Genomic DNA, 16960 nt, shown 5'->3' on the forward strand with positions numbered 1-16960 from the left:
CGGACGAGCGTGGGGTATTCTGGTTATGGAGGTGATTAGGATGCGAAAAACCATGATATTCCTCGCATCGGTAGTAGGATCCGCAGCACTGGCAACATCCGCTTCGGCGGCGACGAGTTACGAGACGGAAGTCAAGTACGGCGTTAATATGAGGAGCGAACCGAGCATGTCGGGCAAGGTGATTCGCATGCTGCAGCGCGGCGAAGACGTCCACGTCATCGACGGCGTCGCCGACCACTGGCTCAAAATCCAAACGAAGAGCGGCACGATCGGATACATATCGGATGACGACAAATATACGAGCTTCGATGCGTCGGCGGCGCGCTACGATACGGAAGTAACCTACGGCGTGAATCTAAGGACGAAGCCTAGCACGTCGAGCAAGGTCATCCGGATGCTGAATCGCGGCGAAGACCTACGCGTCATCGAAGAAGCGGACGGCAACTGGCTGAAGGTGCGGACGAAGAGCGGCACGACCGGATACATATCTGATAATGGAAAGTATACGGACTATAAAGGCGGTTCCAGCGGTTCCAGCGGTTCCGTCGGCTCCTCCGGTTCCGTGTCCCCGAGCCGAAGCGCGATCGTCGCGACCGCGAAATCGTACAAAGGCGACTTCGAATACGATTGGGGCGCCGAGCCGTGGAACACGGGGTACAAATACGCGGATTGCTCTTCTTACATGGAGCTCGTCTTCCGCAAGCACAACGTCGACCTGCCGCGGACAAGCCGGCAGCAGGCGAAGGAAGGTACATACGTTAAGAAATCGAATTTAAAGCCGGGCGATCTCGTCTTCTTCGACACGAACGACAACGGCAGCATTAACCACGTCGGCATGTACATCGGCGGCGGCGACTTCATCCATGCGTCTCCGATCTTCGACGGAGTCGGCGTCTCGGATATCAACTCGAACTATTGGTCCGATCATTACGTAACGGCGCGGGACGTTCTGTAAAGTCATTCCCGCCTACAAGAGAAGAAGCTCCAGCGGCGCGGCGGCGCCCTGGAGCTTCTTCTCTGTTTCATGGGGATACGTATGTGTAGGTCAGTCGCGTTATTCCGTCGCTTCCGGTAACGTCTCCGCTTCCGGCGCCATCGTCTCCTCGGACGCCTCTGGCGCCTCGGTCGCTTCCGGCGTTTCCGTCGCTTCCGGCGTCTCCGTTACTTCCGGCGTCTCTGTCGCCTCGGGCGCCTCCGTCGCTTCCGGCGCGGTCATGCCCGGCTCCATCGGCTGGCCTCCCGCTGGCGCGTCCATCGACGGCTCGCCGCCCTCGCCGCTGCACCCGATCAACAACCCCATCGACATAACGGCAACCGCAAGCGCCGTCCACCACGTTTTCTTTCTCATTCCGAACCTCTCCCTTCGATCTTTGGTTTTCGGTGTTCTTTGGTACACCTTTACTTTACCGGAAACGTGTGATCGTTCGATTTTCGGTTCGGGAACTTTTTATGAAGAAATATGTTCGTTCGATGAACGGAGGAATCGCCGATCTTCGCGACGACGACTTCCGAGGGATCCCGGTACGCGGGAATTCGGACCCGGAACGTCGAGCCTTGCTCCAATCGACTGTCCACCTCGATCGTTCCTTCGTGCCGCTCGACGAGTTCCTTCACGATGGCGAGGCCGAGACCCGCGCCCTTGTTTTTCCGGGAACGCCCGCGGTCCGCCTTAAAGAATCGTTCCCAGATGCGGGCTTGATCCGCTTCGGAGATGCCTACGCCCGTATCTGTCACTTCGAGGACGACTTCGTCCTCCTCCGCGAATGTCTTAAGCAGGATGTAGCCGCGATCCGTAAACTTGACCGCGTTGCGAACGAGATTCGCCACGATCTGCTCCAAGCGGTCGCCGTCCGCGTACGCCTTCGGCAGCGCGTCGTCCGCTTCCACCCGCAGGTCCAGCCCGCGCTCTCTTGCGTCGGGCTCGAACTTGAACGCCACCTTCCGCAGCAGCGGAGCGACGTCGAGCGGATGCCGATCGATCGCCACTTCTTCCCGTTCCAGCTTCATCAGATCGAGCAGGTCGTCGACGAGCCGCGTCATATGATGCGTCTCTTGATACATCACGTCGTAATATTTCTCCCGGCCTTCTTCCGGGATGAGTCCGTCTTGCAGCGCTTCCAAGAAACCTTGCATCGCGGTCAGCGGCGTTCGCAGCTCATGCGACAAATTCGCAAGGAAGTCGTCGCGCATCCGATCCGATTTGCGACGCTCCTCGTCCATGCGTTCCAGCTTGCCGGCCAACGAATTGATCGACGACGCCAAGTCGTCGATTTCGTCCGCGCCTTCCGCCTCGAGCCTCCGGTCGTACTGTCCCATGCCGATTTCCGTCGCGGTCCTCGCGATATGCTGCAGCGGCCTCGAGATCGACCGAGATAAATACAACACGACGGCGATCGAGATCAACATCCCGAACAAGGTGACCCAGAGAATCGTCTCTCTCACCTGAAGGATCGCATGCGTGACGCCGTTGACGGGCGCGTGGAGCACGATGCCGCCGTATAACGCGTCTTCCTTCCCCCACGGGACTGCGACCGAGAGCATCGGTTCCGTCAACCCTTCGAAGTGGAGCTCGTCGCTCACCGCGTTCCCTTGCATGACTCGTTCCGCAATCTTTCCCGACACGGACTTGCCTACGGACACTTCGTCCTGCGTCGATGTGGCGATAATTTCGCCTCGGCTGTCGAAAATCCAGATGCGGGTATCGAACGTCTGGTCGAGGAACGTCAGCAACGCCAACATATTTTCGTCCGCGGTTTGAAATTCTTGAATCGATAGGTTGACCTTCTTCGCCTTGCGAAGCAGCTCCTGCTGCGTTACATCGTATAAGTATCCCTTCACCATCATTGAGATGGCGATGCCGACCGCGCCGAGTCCCAGCAGTACGATCGCCAGATTGCCGAGGAGCAGACGGCGGAAGATCGTCTTATTCATGCCGAGCTTCTTCATCGCGGCGCCTCGAATTTATAACCGACGCCCCAAACGGTATGAATATATTCCCGTTCGGGCTGATTCAGCTTTTTGCGTACGTTCTTGACGTGCACGTCGACGGTGCGGATGTCGCCGATAAAGTCGTACCCCCAGACGAGCTCAAGCAGCTGTTCTCTCGTAAACACGGTACCGGGCGACTTCGCCAGATGCGCCAACAGATCGAACTCCTTCGGCCGCAGCGACACGCGCTCTCCGTCCGAAAGCACTTCCCGACGGTCCGGATGGATGGACAACCCCTCGAATTCGTACGCGGCCGCTTTCGCCGCCTCTTCCCCGTTCGCCGCTTGCCGCGGCTGCACGCGACGGAAGATCGCCTTCATGCGGGCGACGAGCTCTCGCGGGCTGAACGGCTTCGTCATATAATCGTCCGCGCCTAACTCGAGACCGAGCACGCGGTCGAACTCGTCTCCTTTGGCGGTGAGCATAATGATCGGCACGTCCCGCCGCTTCAAGATTTCCCGGCAAGCCTCATAGCCGTCCATCTTCGGCATCATCACGTCGAGAATGACGAGGTCCGGCGTTTCCTTCTCGACGAGCTCGAGCGCCGCCGCGCCGTCGTACGCTTCCAGCAGCTCGATGTTTTGTTGTTCGAAATAGATGCGGATAATTTCGCATACGTTCGGATCGTCGTCGGCTACCAACACTTTCATCAACAGCGCCTCCTTCTTTCCGCGGAATGCGGGTCCTTACAACGTTCGCAAGGAGGCGATGGTTTCTGTCCGTCGGTCGTAAAAAAAAATGCCCCCCAAGCGAAAATGTTCTCCGCATGAGGAGCGCTGGGCTTACTTATACAACGGACCGTACGCCGCGCAGGCGCGATAATCGGCGCCCGTCGGCTCGTTCGCGCCGAACGCGGTCCATGCGCTCGGGCGGAACAGCCGGTCGCTCGGCACATTGTGCATGCACACCGGAATACGCAGCATCGACGCGAGCGTGATCAGATCGGCGCCGACGTGGCCGTAGCTGACGGCGCAATGGTTGGAGCCCCAGTTGTTCATAACGGCATAGACGTCCTTGAACGCCGGATCGCTCGTCAGATTCGGCACGAACCATGTCGTCGGCCACGTCGGGTTCGATCGACGATCGAGCGCGTCGTGCACATCCTGCGGCAGCTCGACGGTATATCCCTCGGCGATTTGCAGCACCGGACCGACGCCTTTGATCAGGTTTAGCCGCGCCATCGTCATCGGCATGCCGCCGCGCGTCGTGAAGTCGGTGGAATAACCGCCGCCGCGGAAGAAGTCGACCGCGGGGCACCACTTCGTCGCGGCGAGGCAGCTTTCGACGTCCTCGGCGGTAATGTCCCAGAACGGCTTCATCGTCGGGCGTCCGTCCGCGTCCTTCTGCTCGCCCGTGCCGTCCAACGCCGCGGGTCCGGAGTTGATCAGGTGGATGACGCCGCCGGCAGCCGCGCCTTCAAGCGCATGCCCGGTGACGCGTTTCACCGCCTCCGGACTCCAATACGTGCGCACGTCCGCGAAGATTTGCGCCCGATCCGTCAGCAGATGGCCGAACAGCATCGTCACCGCATTCAGATTGTCGTTCTCCGTCGACATAATGAACGGCTCGCGAATCCCGTTCCAGTCGAAGGAGCTCGAGAGGATCGCTTCCAGGAAGTCGCCGGTCGGGAAGTGATCCGTCCACGCCCGCTGCCCTTGGAAGCCCGCGGCGATCGCGTTATGACCTTGCGCCTCTTCCCCGTACCCCATCTCCGCCAGCTTCGGGTTGCCGATCATCAGATCGCGCGCGATGAGCGACATCTTCACGACAGTCTCCCAATCTTGCTCCTTCTGCTCGGCGGTCCGCGTCAACTCCGGCGGATTGACGTCTTCGCCGATGCGGCAATGCTCCTTCGTCCAGGCGAGCGCCTTGGCGTACTCGTCGCGGTCGTAGATGCCGCGATCCATCCGCCGCACGAACTCCGTCATGTCGACGTATTCGTTGCGCATGCCGAGGTATTCCTGGTAGAAGCTCTCGTCCACGATGCAGCCGGCGATGCCCATCGAGACGCCGCCGAGCGACAAATACGACTTGCCGCGCATCGTCGCGACGGCGAGACCCGCCTTCGCGAACCGGAGCAGCTTCGCCTGCACGTCCTCTGGAATCGTCTCGTCGCCGATATCCTGCACGTCGCGTCCGTAAATGCTGAACGACGGAATCCCCTTCTGGTTATGCGCGGCGAGCGCGGAGGCGAGATAGACCGCCCCCGGCCGCTCGGTGCCGTTGAAGCCCCAGATCGCCTTCGGCATGTGCGGGTCGGCGTCGATCGTCTCGAGCGGATAACACCAGGACGGGGTCACGGAGATCGTGACGCCGACCCCTTCCTTGCGGAATTTCTCCGCCGTACGCGCCGCCTCCGCGACGCCGCCGATCGTCGTGTCCGCCACGACGCATTCGACCGGCAGGCCGTTCGAGTGACGCAAATGCTCGGACAGAAATTTCGCGCACGCCTCGGCCATCTTCATCGTCGGCTCCTCGAGCGATTCCCGGATGCCGCCGAGGCGACCGTCGATGATCGGGCGAATGCCGATCTTCGGCATCTCCCCTTGCAAGCGGTTACGAATGATCGATCCGTTCTTCATAAGTCCATTCCTCCCAGAGAAAATGATTGCATGTATGTGTAATCGTTTACACACCATCGAAAAAAAATTACGACTTCGCCTCTACCGTAGGGATCCTTATCTTTGTAACCTTCTCTAGGCTCGGCTCCGAGATCCGGGCCAGCACCGTATCGCCTGCCGTAGCCCCGATCCATACAGGGTCTTGCTTGATGACCGTGAGACGCTGTCGGAACAGCGGGGAAAACTCCAGATCGCCGAACGATACGACTTCCACGGAAGCCGTATCGATGCCGGCCTCCTGCAAGCCAAGGTAAAATCCGTACGTCATCTCGTTGTTGCAGGAGACGACCGCGGTCGGCGGAGGCGTCGACGCCAATAAGGAACGAACGGCGCCGCGACCGGATTCTTTCGTATAATCGCCCTCGTACACCAACGCGGGGTCCAGCTCTACGCTCTTCTCCCGCAGCGCCGCCGCGATGCCCTCGTAACGCTCTCTTGCCGTGACGATCCCTTCGGGACCCGCGATGACGCCGATCCGGGTATGGCCTCGGTCGAGCAGCTCGGATACCGCTCGGAACGTAACGTTCGCGTTATCCTCGCAGACGATGTCCGCGTCGACGCCGTCGATGCGCCGGTCGATCAATACGAGCGCCGTTCCGTTCGCGCGAATCGACTCGAGCTTCTCCCGATTGCGATCGGTGCCCGCGAGTACGATCGCTTCCACCCGCTTCTCCATCAGCAGGTCGAGCGCCACGCTCTCCTTCCCGGCATCCTCCTCGGAATCCATGAACAGGAGATGGTATCCGGCGCTCATGCATCGCCTCTGGATATGCCTAGCGATCGTCATGAAGTACGGATTCGTCATGTCGGGAATGACGATGCCGATCGTGTAGCTCTTCTCTTGTTTCAAGCTTCTCGCGATCGAGTTCGGCTGGTACTTCAGCCGTTCCACGACGCCGAGCACCTGCTCCCGCACCGACTCGCTGACGTATCCGGTGCGGTTCAACACTCTGGAAACCGTAGCGGTCGAGACCCCGGCTTCGCGAGCGACGTCCTTCACCGTCAGCTTCTTCGTCATGCCGCGCACCTTCGTTTCGACTTGGATGTGTTAACGTTTACACAAACCATTATATGCCATCCCGCCGGTGACGTCCAGTGCGAAAACATACGCCCGCCCGCCATACCGGCGGAACGGGCGCGTCTTTTTCTTGCGTCATGCTTCCGGCTTGCCGGCCGGGGACGTCATCACGATGCGGTCGCCCTCGAGCTGCAGCTTGATTCGCTTACTTCCCGAGAGGCCGAGCGCCTCGAGGTAATTAGCCGGCACCTGGATGCGGCCCGCGCCGTCCATGACGACGTATTCCTCGTGCGAGTCTTCTACCGCGGACGTCGCCGCGGCTTCCGACTCCATCTCCGCCAGCCGTTCGGCGTACGAGGCGCGGCGGACGAGCTCGCTTGACGTTCGCCCGTCCCGGATCGCCACGACGCGGCTGACCTGCTTCGCCAATTGCTGGTCGTGCGTCACGATGACGATCGTCAGCCCCAATTCTTGATTCAATCGGTTGAACAGTTCCATAATCAGCGCCGCGGTCTTCGTATCGACCGAACCGGTCGGCTCGTCCGCGAGCAGCAGCTTCGGGTGGTTGGCGAGCGCGATCGCGATCGCGACGCGCTGCTGCTCCCCGCCGGACAACTGATCGAGCCGATTGTCTCGACGATGGGACATGCCGACGGCTTCGAGCAGCTCCATGGCGCGAAGCCGCTTTCGCCGACCTTTCAGCAGGATCGGGATCTCCACGTTTTCCCTCGCCGTTAAGTACGGAATCAGATTCCGCGCCTTGTTCTGCCACACGAATCCGACGGTCTCTTTCTTATACCGCGTCAGCTCCCGTTCGCTGAATTTCAGCATGTCCTTCCCGTCCACCCAGAGCCGACCCGCGGACGGGCGATCGAGCCCGCCCAGCATATTGAGAAGCGTCGACTTCCCGCTGCCCGAATTGCCGATAATCGCCGTCAGTTCCCCTTGCTCGATCGTGAGATCCAGCCCTTGCAGCGCGACGACCTCCAGGTCGGACGTCTTATAGATTTTGACCAAGTTCTCGCATTTGATCACCCGGCACGCCTCCTCCCCGTTAATCCTCGCCCAGCTTGAGCGCTTGATGCAGCTTGACCCTGCTCAGCGACGCCGCCAGCGCGACCAGCGCGACGACGAGCATCGCGGCGATGAAGAGCAGCAGCCGCGTCGTATCCTGCGATTCGATCATCACCTGGAACGGCGGCACGACGCGCCCCGGATCGAACGATAGCTGAAACAACGGCACGAATAAGTAGCTGGCTGTCGCGCCGGACAACAGTCCGATCGCGAAGCCCGCGCCCGACGTGAGCAGCTGTTCGGTGCCGAGCATGCCGACAATGTTGCGGAACGTAAGACCCATCGCTCGGAAAATGCCGAATTGCAGCGTTCTCCCCTGCAGCGCCAGCACCCAATACAAGAGAAACCCGACCAGCGTGATCGCAAGCGACAACAGAAAACCAAGGCTCATGACGCCGTTCATCGCCATCCGGAACGGATCGCTCCGGCTGTCCGCGACTAGTTCGTTCGTATCATGGATCGAGACGAGTTGAATTCGTTTTTCCCCGATCGCCGCATATAACGCCTCCCGATCGTCCGGCGAAGCGACGTCGATCCAGACGTCGTACGGCTCCAACGCCAGTTCGTTCTGGATCGTCTCGAGATGTCCGACGACGAGGTACGGCTTCGGCGCGTCGGGATTCGTCTCCGCTCCGGCCGGGTTCGGGTTGAACGTCGGGAAGTAATCGATCGTTCCGTACACCGTCGCCTGCATCCGCGACGTGTCGCTCCAACCGACGTCGATGACGTCGCCGGGCGTCAGCTCGAACGCCTCCGCCATCGATCGCGAGACGAGCACCGCTCTCGGATCCGGCGCAATTAGATTCAAATATTCGTAGAAATGGTAGGGCAGCAATCCGTCCTTCATCCATGACGTCATTCCGAACTCATCGGTATGGATCCCGATCAAGCGGGCTTGAACGTTCTCTTCCTTCGTCCATACGACGGCTTTCTCCTTCGTGAAGACGCGAGCGGCGCTCCGAACGCCGGGCAGCGACGAGAACACGTCGAAGTCGGGCTCGAGATAATTGATCCGATCGCTGACCGGCGGCGGCGCCTCCATGCCCGGTCCCGCCGGGGGAGGCGCATCGTCGACCCAATCCTGACGCAGCACGACGTCGGCGCCTTGGGCGTACCAAATCTGATCCTCCATATTCCCGTTGATCGTTCTCGCGGCGCTGGCGCTGTACAACCCCGTTCCGACGGTCAACACCAGGAACATCATGAACAGCTCGTATTGCCGGCTTCGGCGGCCGACCTGGAGCAGCGAAGAATACTGCGACGCCGTCCAACGCGACTTCCCGATCCAGTAGACGAGCTTGACGAACCACGGGTATAACCTCAGCAGCGCCAAGCCGAACCCGAGAATAAACATCGACGGCACCGCGAACAACAGCGGGTCGGTCGCGATAGCGCCGGCGTCGAGACCGAGCGCCGTCATTTCCGCAATGCGCTTGCGGAACGTGTACAATCCGTATAGCGAGACTGCAAGCAGCACCGCGTCCAACCCGAATCTGTGCCAGACGGAAGCGCGGTTGCCTCGGGCGGAGGCGCGCTTCTGATCCACGATGCTGAAGCGCGTCGCAAGGAAAACCGGGATCAAGTACACGACGAACGAAAAGGCGGCCGCCGCCCCTGCGAACGCGAAGCTATCGCCGTCCACCCGTACCGGGAGCGCCTTGCGCTGCACGAAGCTCATGAAGCTGTCGCTCGAGCCCAGCACCGCCGTGAACGCCGCCCCTAAGTACGGACCGACCATCAGCGCGACGATCGACAGAACCGCCGACTCCATCGCGAACAATGCGATGATCTGCCATCGTCCCGCGCCGCGGCTGCGCAGCACGGCGACCTCGGATTTTTGCTTTTCGACGAGCAACCCGGACACCATATACAAGTAAAACGCGACGAGGATATACAACGGCACGTTCAACGACCAGAGAAGCGACTCCAACGTGGCTTCCTTCTCCTCGTATACGGACATAATCGCCTCCGCTGGAGCGCGAACGTTGGAGTTGAACGGCATCCGCTGCTTGTACGCGGCATCAAGACGTTCCTTCGCCTCGGTGAAGCGGATCGCGGATTCCAGCGTAAAGCGGCTGTAGTCAAAGCTGGCCTCCCATCGGACGTTCCCGACCGGTACCTTCGCCCCGTCGACGATCTCGGCTTCGAACAATGCGTCGTCGACGAAGAACGTCGCGTCGTATCCGCTTAGCCGCATGAAATCCCAGTACATATCGTTGAGATCCGACTCCGCGACGACCCCGACGGGAACGATGCGAATCTGCTCCGCCCAGTCGTCGTCGTCGCTGACGACCTCCACCCCGAGCACCATACCCAACTTCACAAGCATGCTATCGGTCACCAGCGCCTCGTATACGCCGTTCTGCGGCTCTGGCGACGGCATGCGGCCGTCGATGAGCCGGACATGCTCCTTCAGCCCCGTTCGCATCGCGAGCTTGGCGACGCGGTTTTCCTCCGGATCCATCCGGGTCGGATCCGCCGGAACGATGCGGAACGTCACCGTCTGCCGTTCCTTCACATAATCCAGCACCGTTAGACTCGGATCCAGCAGGGCGTCCTTTTCCCATAAAGCGTCGTACGTTCTGAGGAATGCGGCTTGCTTCCCCACGTCCTCCGGTTGGAAGTTCGGGGTGCCCGTCGCCACGATCGATCCCGGGTACGTGCTCGTTCTTTCGTAGTGCCGCTCCAGCTCTTTCGTCAGCATGCGCTGCAGCGAGGCGTTCTTATAAATGGGCATGCTGCTCGTCAACGCCGTGCAGAGGCACATGCCCGCCAATAACCCGGCGACGAGCCATCGGTTCTTCGCCATCTTCCGGAACAGCATCGTCAGGATCGCTATCACTTCTATGTCCTCCTACAATCCTATTACTGTAATACGACCTTCGCTCCGGCTTCCAACCCGTTCACGATTTCCACTTCCGTCGCCGTCTCGAGTCCCGTCTCGACATCGAGCTCCCGGCGGCTCTCGCCTTCGATCACCTGCACGAACGTCCGACCGAACAGCTTCCGCACGCCGCTCTTCGGCAGGATCAGCGTGTCCTCGCTCCTCGCCGTAATGATGCGCACCGAGGCGGAATCGCCGATCTCCGCTTCCTCCGGCAGCCCCTCGACCTCGATGTACAACGTCTTCGAATACCGGTCTCGCAGTCGTTCGTCCTCTTCGAAAGGCGCAGAAGACGGCGTCTGCACGACTTTCCCGGCATAGTTCTTGTCTTTGAACACGATATCCGCCGCCATGCCGACCTGCGCTTCGGAGACGGCGCTGCCCGACGATACGCCGAACGCGAGGCGCATCTCCGACGGATCCGAGACGGTAAACAACGTCCGATATTCCTCCACGAAATCTCCCGGCTCCAGGTCCGCGGCGAACGTCACGACGCCGTCGATCTCCGAGCGCAGCTCCCGGTGATCGAACGTGTTTTCGATCGAATCGTATGCCATCGTCGCGATCTCGAGCTCGAGCTCCGCGATGTTCACGCGCCGGGCGTCGCCCGTCTCCTTCGCCTCGTCGAGCGCTAACTTCTTCTTCTCGACCTCGAGCCGCCGCTGCAGCAGCGTCATCCGCATCTCGCCCGTATCGAGGCGGAGCAAAACATCGCCCGCCTTCACCTCGTCTCCGGAGCGGACGAGCACTTCCTCGACGCGGCCGCCGGTTTCCGTGAATCGGTGATACGCCGTCCGCACCGACTCGAACGTCCCCGAGCCGGAGAGCGCCCGTTCGATCGTGCCGATCTTCGGTTCGGCCGTCACGATGCGCGCTTCGGCCGGTTTCACGAGCGGCGGCTTGAGCGGCTGCTCCTCCGAGGGCAGCAGCGAGCAGCCCGATGCGGCGACGGACGCCGACAGCAAGATCGCGAGGCCGGCGACCCGCTTGGATTGTTGCGCGATGCGTCTACCGTGATGCGCTCGCTCCGGCCGGCCTCCGCCGCGGCGCGGCGCGACGTTACCGTTCGCCTTGTTGTTCGACAATTTCCCCATCCTCCAATGCGTATACGTTGTCGACGACATCCATGATCGCCGGGTCGTGCGTCGTCATCACGATGCTGATCCCTTCCTGCTCCACCAAATCCCGAAACACCTTAATGATTTGGAAGCCCATCTTCGTGTCGAGCTCCGCCGTCGGTTCGTCCGCGAGCAGCACCTTCGGCCGATGCGCGATCGCGCGCGCGATGGCGGTGCGCTGCTGCTCCCCGCCGGACATCTCCTGCGGGCGGTGGTGCATGCGCGGCTTCAACCCAACGAACTCCAGCGCCTGCAAGGCGTTCTCCTTCCGTCGCGTCGCCGGCGTCACGCCCGCGATACGCTGCGAGAATTCCACGTTCTCGTAAGCGGACATATACGGCACGAGGCCGAACGACTGGAAAATAAGCCCGATCTCCGTACGGCGCAGCTCGTCGCGGCCACCGTCGCTCATCGCCTGGACGTCTCTCCCGTCGTAGAACACATGGCCCGTCGTCGGCGCATCCAGCGTCGCCAACAGGTTCAGCAGCGTCGTCTTACCGGAACCGGATCGCCCTTTCAACGCGACGAGCCGTCCGCGCGGGATCGCTAAATTCGCGTTGCGCAGCGCATGCACCGCCCCTTCGCCTTGCCCGAACACTCTGGAAACGCTTACAGTTCTTAGAATCGGTTGCGGTTCATCTCCCATGATGCTTCTCCCACCTCTTCGAACGTTTGTTGCATGTTTATCCAAACGGATACAAGCTCTTCCAGCTATTATAAAGAACATAGGTGAAGAAGACTACAACGAATCATTGCGATTCATTATAAATTTCTACAATGATCGGGATATGCAGCGAATGCTAGGCTGGGAGGACGTTCCATTATCTAACGGTGGCATTCGTTTCGGCGGGACTGGCGAGTTTCGGTGGGTTCGAGGGAAATGCGGCGGGGTTCCGCAATCATCGGGGCAGCGCGCCAACTTTATTGGGGAGGTGCTCCCCACCGAGCGGCCTGTAGTCGGAGAAACTCCTACGTTTTCACGCCACGGCGCAATCGGGCGGCCTGCCGCCGCTAACGCAGCAAGCGCCTGATCGCCGCTTCGTACCAAGACCACGGCAGCAAGTCCCGTGCCGCCGCCATCCAGCCCGCGCGGCGCGGGATCGCGTACCGCAGCCGCGGCCGGCGGGCGTCCGCGACGCGGCCGATCAACCGCGCCACGTCCCGCGGGTCCCCGCCCTTACGGGCGGATCGCTCCGCCAAGCCGCGGATGCGGGCGAGCGGCGCCGCGTACGCCGAGTCGGGGCCGCCGGCCATCGCCGCGAAGCCCTTATCCCAGATGTCGGTTCGGTACGAAGCCGGTTCGATCAGCACGACGGACACGCCGAACGGCCGCATCTCGAGCCGCAGCGACTCGCTGAAGCCTTCGATCGCGTACTTCGACGCGGCGTACGGCGCGAAGCCGGGGATCGCGATCCGGCCGCTGACGCTGCTCATATTCACGATCTTGCCGCTGCGGCGTTCCCGCATATGAGGCAGCGCCGCCTTCGTCATCGCGATCGTGCCCCACACGTTCGTCTCGAACTGCGCGCGCAGCGCCTCGAGCGACACGTCCTCGACGAAGCCGCCTTGCGCGAAGCCGGCGTTGTTCACAAGCACGTCGATGCGTCCGTGCGCCGAGATCGTTTCCGCGACGACCGCCTCCGCGCGGCTCGCGTCCGTCACGTCGAGCCGCGACGGAGCGATGCGCCGCTCGACGCCCTCCAGCGTCGCCGCTTCGAGCAAGCGCCGCCCGCGCCCTTCCGGGTCGCGCATCGCCGCTACGACCGTATATCCCCGGCGCGCCAACTCGACCGAAGCGAGCAGGCCGAAGCCGCTCGAGGCGCCGGTCACGATCGCGACCCGCGTTGCCGATGCCATTCGCCGTCCCTCCCTTGCCGTATTAAATCGCCGACGTCCGTTCCAGATGGTCCACGGCGTGCGCGATGCCGTCTTCGCGCAGCGACTTCGTCACGAACGTCGCGAGCGCCTTCAGCTCGTCGCAGCCGTTCCCCATCACGATCGCGTTGCCGACGAGCGCCATCATCTCTAGATCGTTCAGGCCGTCGCCGAACGCGGCGGTTTCCTCCGGCGCCAACGACAGATGCTCCAGCAGCCGCTTCAGTCCGACGGCCTTGTTCATGCCGCGCGGGTTGAAGTCGACCGCCCACGGGCGCCAGCGATGCACATAGAGATCCCCGTCCGCAAGAGACGTATAAGCTTCCTGCTCGTGCGCCTCGCAATAGACGATACATTGGTAGATGTCCGGAATGGACGCCCAACGCTCCTCCGACAACACCGTCGGTTCCAGGAACCCGATCTCCAGCTGCGCTTGCCGGAACCGCGGCGCATCCGCCCGGTTCAAATACATCGAATCCCCGGCGTACAGCAACACCTCATGACCTTGCGCTTCGGCCAACGTCAGCCACGACTGAATCAGTTTCTTAGGAAAAGGCGTCCCCGCCACCGTCGTCCCCCGGTACCCGATATGGCTACCGTTGCACGACACCGCCCAATCGATCCCGAGCTCTTCCCGCAGCGCGACGAGCTCGAACTCGCTTCGGCCGGTGCAGATCGCAAGCGCGACGCCCTTCTCCTTGAGCTTCCGCAGCGCCGACCGCGTCGACTCGGGCAAATAGTCGCGCTCCCGGAGCGTCCCGTCGACGTCGAATGCAGCCAATTTAATCATACGATCCCTCTTTCCTATCCGATTCATTCTATCTGTAAACTACGGTTGCTTCGGCCCGTTCAACTCCCGCTGGTAAAAAGCCAAATCCAACCAACGCCCGAACTTATAACCGGCCTTCGCGATCGTGCCGGAATGCCGAAAGCCGAGCTTCTCGTGCAAGCGAATGCTATTCTCGTTGGAGGCGTCGATCCCGCCGACCATGACCGCATATTCCCGTTCGTTCGCGATGTCGATTAATCGCTCCAAGAGCGCTTGACCGATGCCTTGCTTACGAAAATCGCGATGAACGTAGATCGAATGCTCGATCGTGTACCGATACGCCGCCCAAGCGCGGAACGGACCGAACGAAGCGAAGCCCGCGACGCGGCCGTCGCTTTCGTAGACGAGGACCGGATACCCTTCCTCGACCTTCGCGTCGTACCACTGTTTCCGCCTCTCCAATGGATGCGGCTCGTAGTCGTAGACGGCCGTCGTATGCAGGATCGCGTCGTTATAAATGTCCAAAATCGCCGGGATATCCCGCGCATCCGCCTGGCGAATCATGTTCGTCCACCTCGTCATTTCATGCTATTAATTATTAATCCCATAAACATTGATCCCATTAATCAGTTCACGCCATTCTTTACACCCGCGGGTGCAGGCCGCGTCGGGCGCGCCGACCGCAGAGAAGCGACCGTGTACAACGCCAGCGCGCTCCAGATGAGCGCAAAGCTCCAGGCATGCCCGCTCGTAAACGGCTCCCGGAAGAGCAAGACGCCGATCGCGAGCGTTATCGTCGGGGATACGTATTGGATCAAGCCGACTGTGGACAACGGCAACCGCTTCGCCGCCTGCGCGAACCAAAGCAGCGGGAGCGTCGTCGCGACGCCGGCGAGCACTAACGGCCAGGCGTCGACGGACCGGAACGGCGCGTCCAGGCCGCCGGCGAAGAGCAAGTAAATGAGCGCCGGCGGAAGCACGACCAACGTCTCGCCGAATAACCCGGAGACCGCGTCGGCGGACGACTTCTTCTTCACGACGCCATAGAACGCGAAACTGACTGCCAGCGCGAGCGCGATCCACGGCGGCTTCCCGAACGAGATCGTCAGCAGCGCGACGCCGACCGCCGCCATGGCGATCGCCGCCCACTGCAGCGGCTTCGGACGCTCGCCGAGAAAGAAGACCGCCAATACGACGCTAACGAGCGGATTGATATAATACCCGAGGCTGGCTTCCACGACGTGCCCGCTGTTCACGGCGTGAATGAACAGCAGCCAATTCGCGGAGATGAGAACCGAAGCCGCAAGGACCGAGAACAACGACCGCTTCGACTGGAACATCCACTTCCATGCTTTCAACCGCTTCGACCAAGCCAATAGAACCATCACGAAGAGGAACGACCATACGACGCGATGACCGAGCACGACGTCCGAAGGCACCCCCTTGAACAAGTTCCAATACAGCGGGAGCATGCCCCATGATAAATAAGCCAATATGGCGTAACCGACGCCAGCTTTCATAAGTCTCTCTCATTTCTGAAATTTCATAGCTGCAAGCTGTCAGCTTCGTTACCTTCTACTTTTTCTCGGTCAACCAACCGATAACGTTGCAAGAGATGACGGCTCGATCCCGCTGCAGCATCTCGGCGGAGCCTGCTCGCTCCCCGACGACCCCATGCTGAAGCACCGCGGGTTTGAAGCCTCTCTCCGACGCTCCGTTGTACGTAAAGAGCACGCAATGCTCCGCCGCGAACCCGGAGACGATCACGTAGCGGACGCCGCGCTCCTTAAGCATCGACTCCAGCTCGGTATTCCAGAACGAGTTCGACCATTTCTTATTTACATATAAATCCCCGGCGGCGCGAACGATCGATGGAACGATCTCGTAGTTCGCGGAATCCCTGCCTCCCTCGACGTCCTCGTCCTGCACGTGGACGACGATGTTGCCGCTTTGTCGAATGAGATTCGCTGCATAATTGATATACTCCGATGCGATGCGGACGTCATCCTTCCTCTTTTCCTCGCCGATAAACCCGACTTGCATATCGATGATCAGCATTGCGATCGTCATGCGCGATTCTCCTTCTCTTCAATGCATAGGATAATAGATTGCAGATGACATTTTACCATAAGAAAGACGAACTCGTCTTGAAAATGAAAAAACGGCGCGTTCGAAAACCTTCGGGTTTCCGAAACGCACCGCTTTTTCAAAGGAATATTACATATGAACCGTCTTGCGAGCGGTACGGACCGTCACTTCGACGTTCCACAGTTTGAACGCGAATGCGCGCTTCCACGACGGACCCGCCGCGTTCGTCTTCGCGAGAAGCGCCAAGTGCGCTTCGTGTTCCAAGTTGCTATGCTTTTGTGCGGCCAATTGTTCCGCTACGTAACCCATCAATTCCATGTTAACCTTCACCTTCGTTTTCTTGTTTTATTGTAGTGCTTTGCCAAACGTTGCGATTGAAACATCGAGACTACCATGACATTACCGGCGGTGTGCTGCTGCATGTTTTGTAGATCGCTCCTCTCGATTTTGGACGTAAAAAAGCCACGGCGAACATCGTTCACCGTGGCTGAGTTACCCATCACACATATGGACCGCAAGCTGAAG

Annotated in this window: 16 protein-coding genes; 1 reads left to right on the forward strand and 15 read right to left on the reverse strand. The window is 60.5% G+C overall.

The features are described from left to right. The first annotated feature begins 148 nt into the window (after window positions 1-148). Complete coding sequence (locus tag RIN49_RS07205; RefSeq protein ID WP_309119537.1) at window positions 149-955, forward strand: C40 family peptidase; 807 nt, start codon at window positions 149-151, stop codon at window positions 953-955. Between the two features lie 99 nt (window positions 956-1054). Here the strand turns inward: RIN49_RS07205 and RIN49_RS07210 are convergent, their stop codons facing one another. From RIN49_RS07210 to RIN49_RS07280, 15 genes are all read right to left on the reverse strand, one after another. Next, window positions 1055-1348 (reverse strand): hypothetical protein, encoded by a 294-nt coding sequence (locus RIN49_RS07210; RefSeq protein ID WP_309119482.1) that lies wholly within the window; start codon window positions 1346-1348, stop codon window positions 1055-1057. Between the two features lie 50 nt (window positions 1349-1398). Beyond that, window positions 1399-2946: a sensor histidine kinase gene (locus RIN49_RS07215; RefSeq protein ID WP_309119483.1), complete on the reverse strand. Its 1548-nt coding sequence runs from the start codon at window positions 2944-2946 to the stop codon at window positions 1399-1401. Next, window positions 2943-3638, reverse strand: a complete 696-nt coding sequence (locus RIN49_RS07220) for a response regulator transcription factor (RefSeq protein WP_309119484.1) — start codon at window positions 3636-3638, stop codon at window positions 2943-2945. The genes RIN49_RS07215 and RIN49_RS07220 overlap by 4 nt, the downstream gene beginning before the upstream one ends. Window positions 3639-3770: 132 nt before the next feature. Further along, entirely contained in the window at window positions 3771-5570 is a 1800-nt protein-coding gene (locus tag RIN49_RS07225) for an L-fucose isomerase (RefSeq protein ID WP_309119485.1), read from the reverse strand. Between the two features lie 67 nt (window positions 5571-5637). After that, window positions 5638-6627, reverse strand: coding sequence for a LacI family DNA-binding transcriptional regulator (locus tag RIN49_RS07230; protein WP_309119486.1), 990 nt, complete (start codon window positions 6625-6627; stop codon window positions 5638-5640). Window positions 6628-6762: 135 nt separating this feature from the next. Beyond that, on the reverse strand, window positions 6763-7662 hold the full coding sequence (locus RIN49_RS07235) for an ABC transporter ATP-binding protein (protein ID WP_309119487.1): 900 nt from the start codon (window positions 7660-7662) through the stop codon (window positions 6763-6765). Between the two features lie 19 nt (window positions 7663-7681). Further along, window positions 7682-10543 carry an ABC transporter permease gene (locus tag RIN49_RS07240; RefSeq protein WP_309119488.1) on the reverse strand — a complete coding sequence of 954 codons (2862 nt, stop codon included), beginning with the start codon at window positions 10541-10543 and terminating at the stop codon, window positions 7682-7684. Between the two features lie 23 nt (window positions 10544-10566). Continuing rightward, on the reverse strand, window positions 10567-11670 hold the full coding sequence (locus RIN49_RS07245; protein WP_309119489.1) for an efflux RND transporter periplasmic adaptor subunit: 1104 nt from the start codon (window positions 11668-11670) through the stop codon (window positions 10567-10569). Beyond that, window positions 11645-12349: an ABC transporter ATP-binding protein gene (locus RIN49_RS07250; RefSeq protein ID WP_309119490.1), complete on the reverse strand. Its 705-nt coding sequence runs from the start codon at window positions 12347-12349 to the stop codon at window positions 11645-11647. Before RIN49_RS07250 ends, RIN49_RS07245 begins: the two co-directional genes overlap by 26 nt. 365 nt (window positions 12350-12714) lie before the next feature. Next, the gene (locus tag RIN49_RS07255; protein ID WP_309119491.1) at window positions 12715-13560 is read right to left on the reverse strand and encodes an SDR family oxidoreductase; all 846 of its coding nucleotides are present in this window, start codon (window positions 13558-13560) and stop codon (window positions 12715-12717) included. Window positions 13561-13582: 22 nt separating this feature from the next. Continuing rightward, window positions 13583-14368: a Cof-type HAD-IIB family hydrolase gene (locus RIN49_RS07260; RefSeq protein ID WP_309119492.1), complete on the reverse strand. Its 786-nt coding sequence runs from the start codon at window positions 14366-14368 to the stop codon at window positions 13583-13585. A 39-nt stretch (window positions 14369-14407) separates the two neighbouring features. After that, window positions 14408-14911 carry a GNAT family N-acetyltransferase gene (locus RIN49_RS07265; RefSeq protein WP_309119493.1) on the reverse strand — a complete coding sequence of 168 codons (504 nt, stop codon included), beginning with the start codon at window positions 14909-14911 and terminating at the stop codon, window positions 14408-14410. Window positions 14912-14973: 62 nt separating this feature from the next. Next, on the reverse strand, window positions 14974-15867 hold the full coding sequence (rarD, locus tag RIN49_RS07270) for an EamA family transporter RarD (RefSeq protein ID WP_309119494.1): 894 nt from the start codon (window positions 15865-15867) through the stop codon (window positions 14974-14976). A 55-nt stretch (window positions 15868-15922) separates the two neighbouring features. After that, the gene (locus RIN49_RS07275) at window positions 15923-16417 is read right to left on the reverse strand and encodes a cysteine hydrolase family protein (RefSeq protein WP_309119495.1); all 495 of its coding nucleotides are present in this window, start codon (window positions 16415-16417) and stop codon (window positions 15923-15925) included. A gap of 147 nt (window positions 16418-16564) precedes the next feature. Further along, a complete protein-coding gene (locus RIN49_RS07280) occupies window positions 16565-16753 on the reverse strand; it encodes a hypothetical protein (RefSeq protein ID WP_309119496.1) in 189 nt (62 codons plus the stop codon). Window positions 16754-16960 lie beyond the last annotated feature (207 nt).

Origin of the sequence: Paenibacillus sp., from assembly GCF_031177825.1 — a bacterium.
Classification (GTDB): domain Bacteria; phylum Bacillota; class Bacilli; order Paenibacillales; family YIM-B00363; genus Paenibacillus_AE.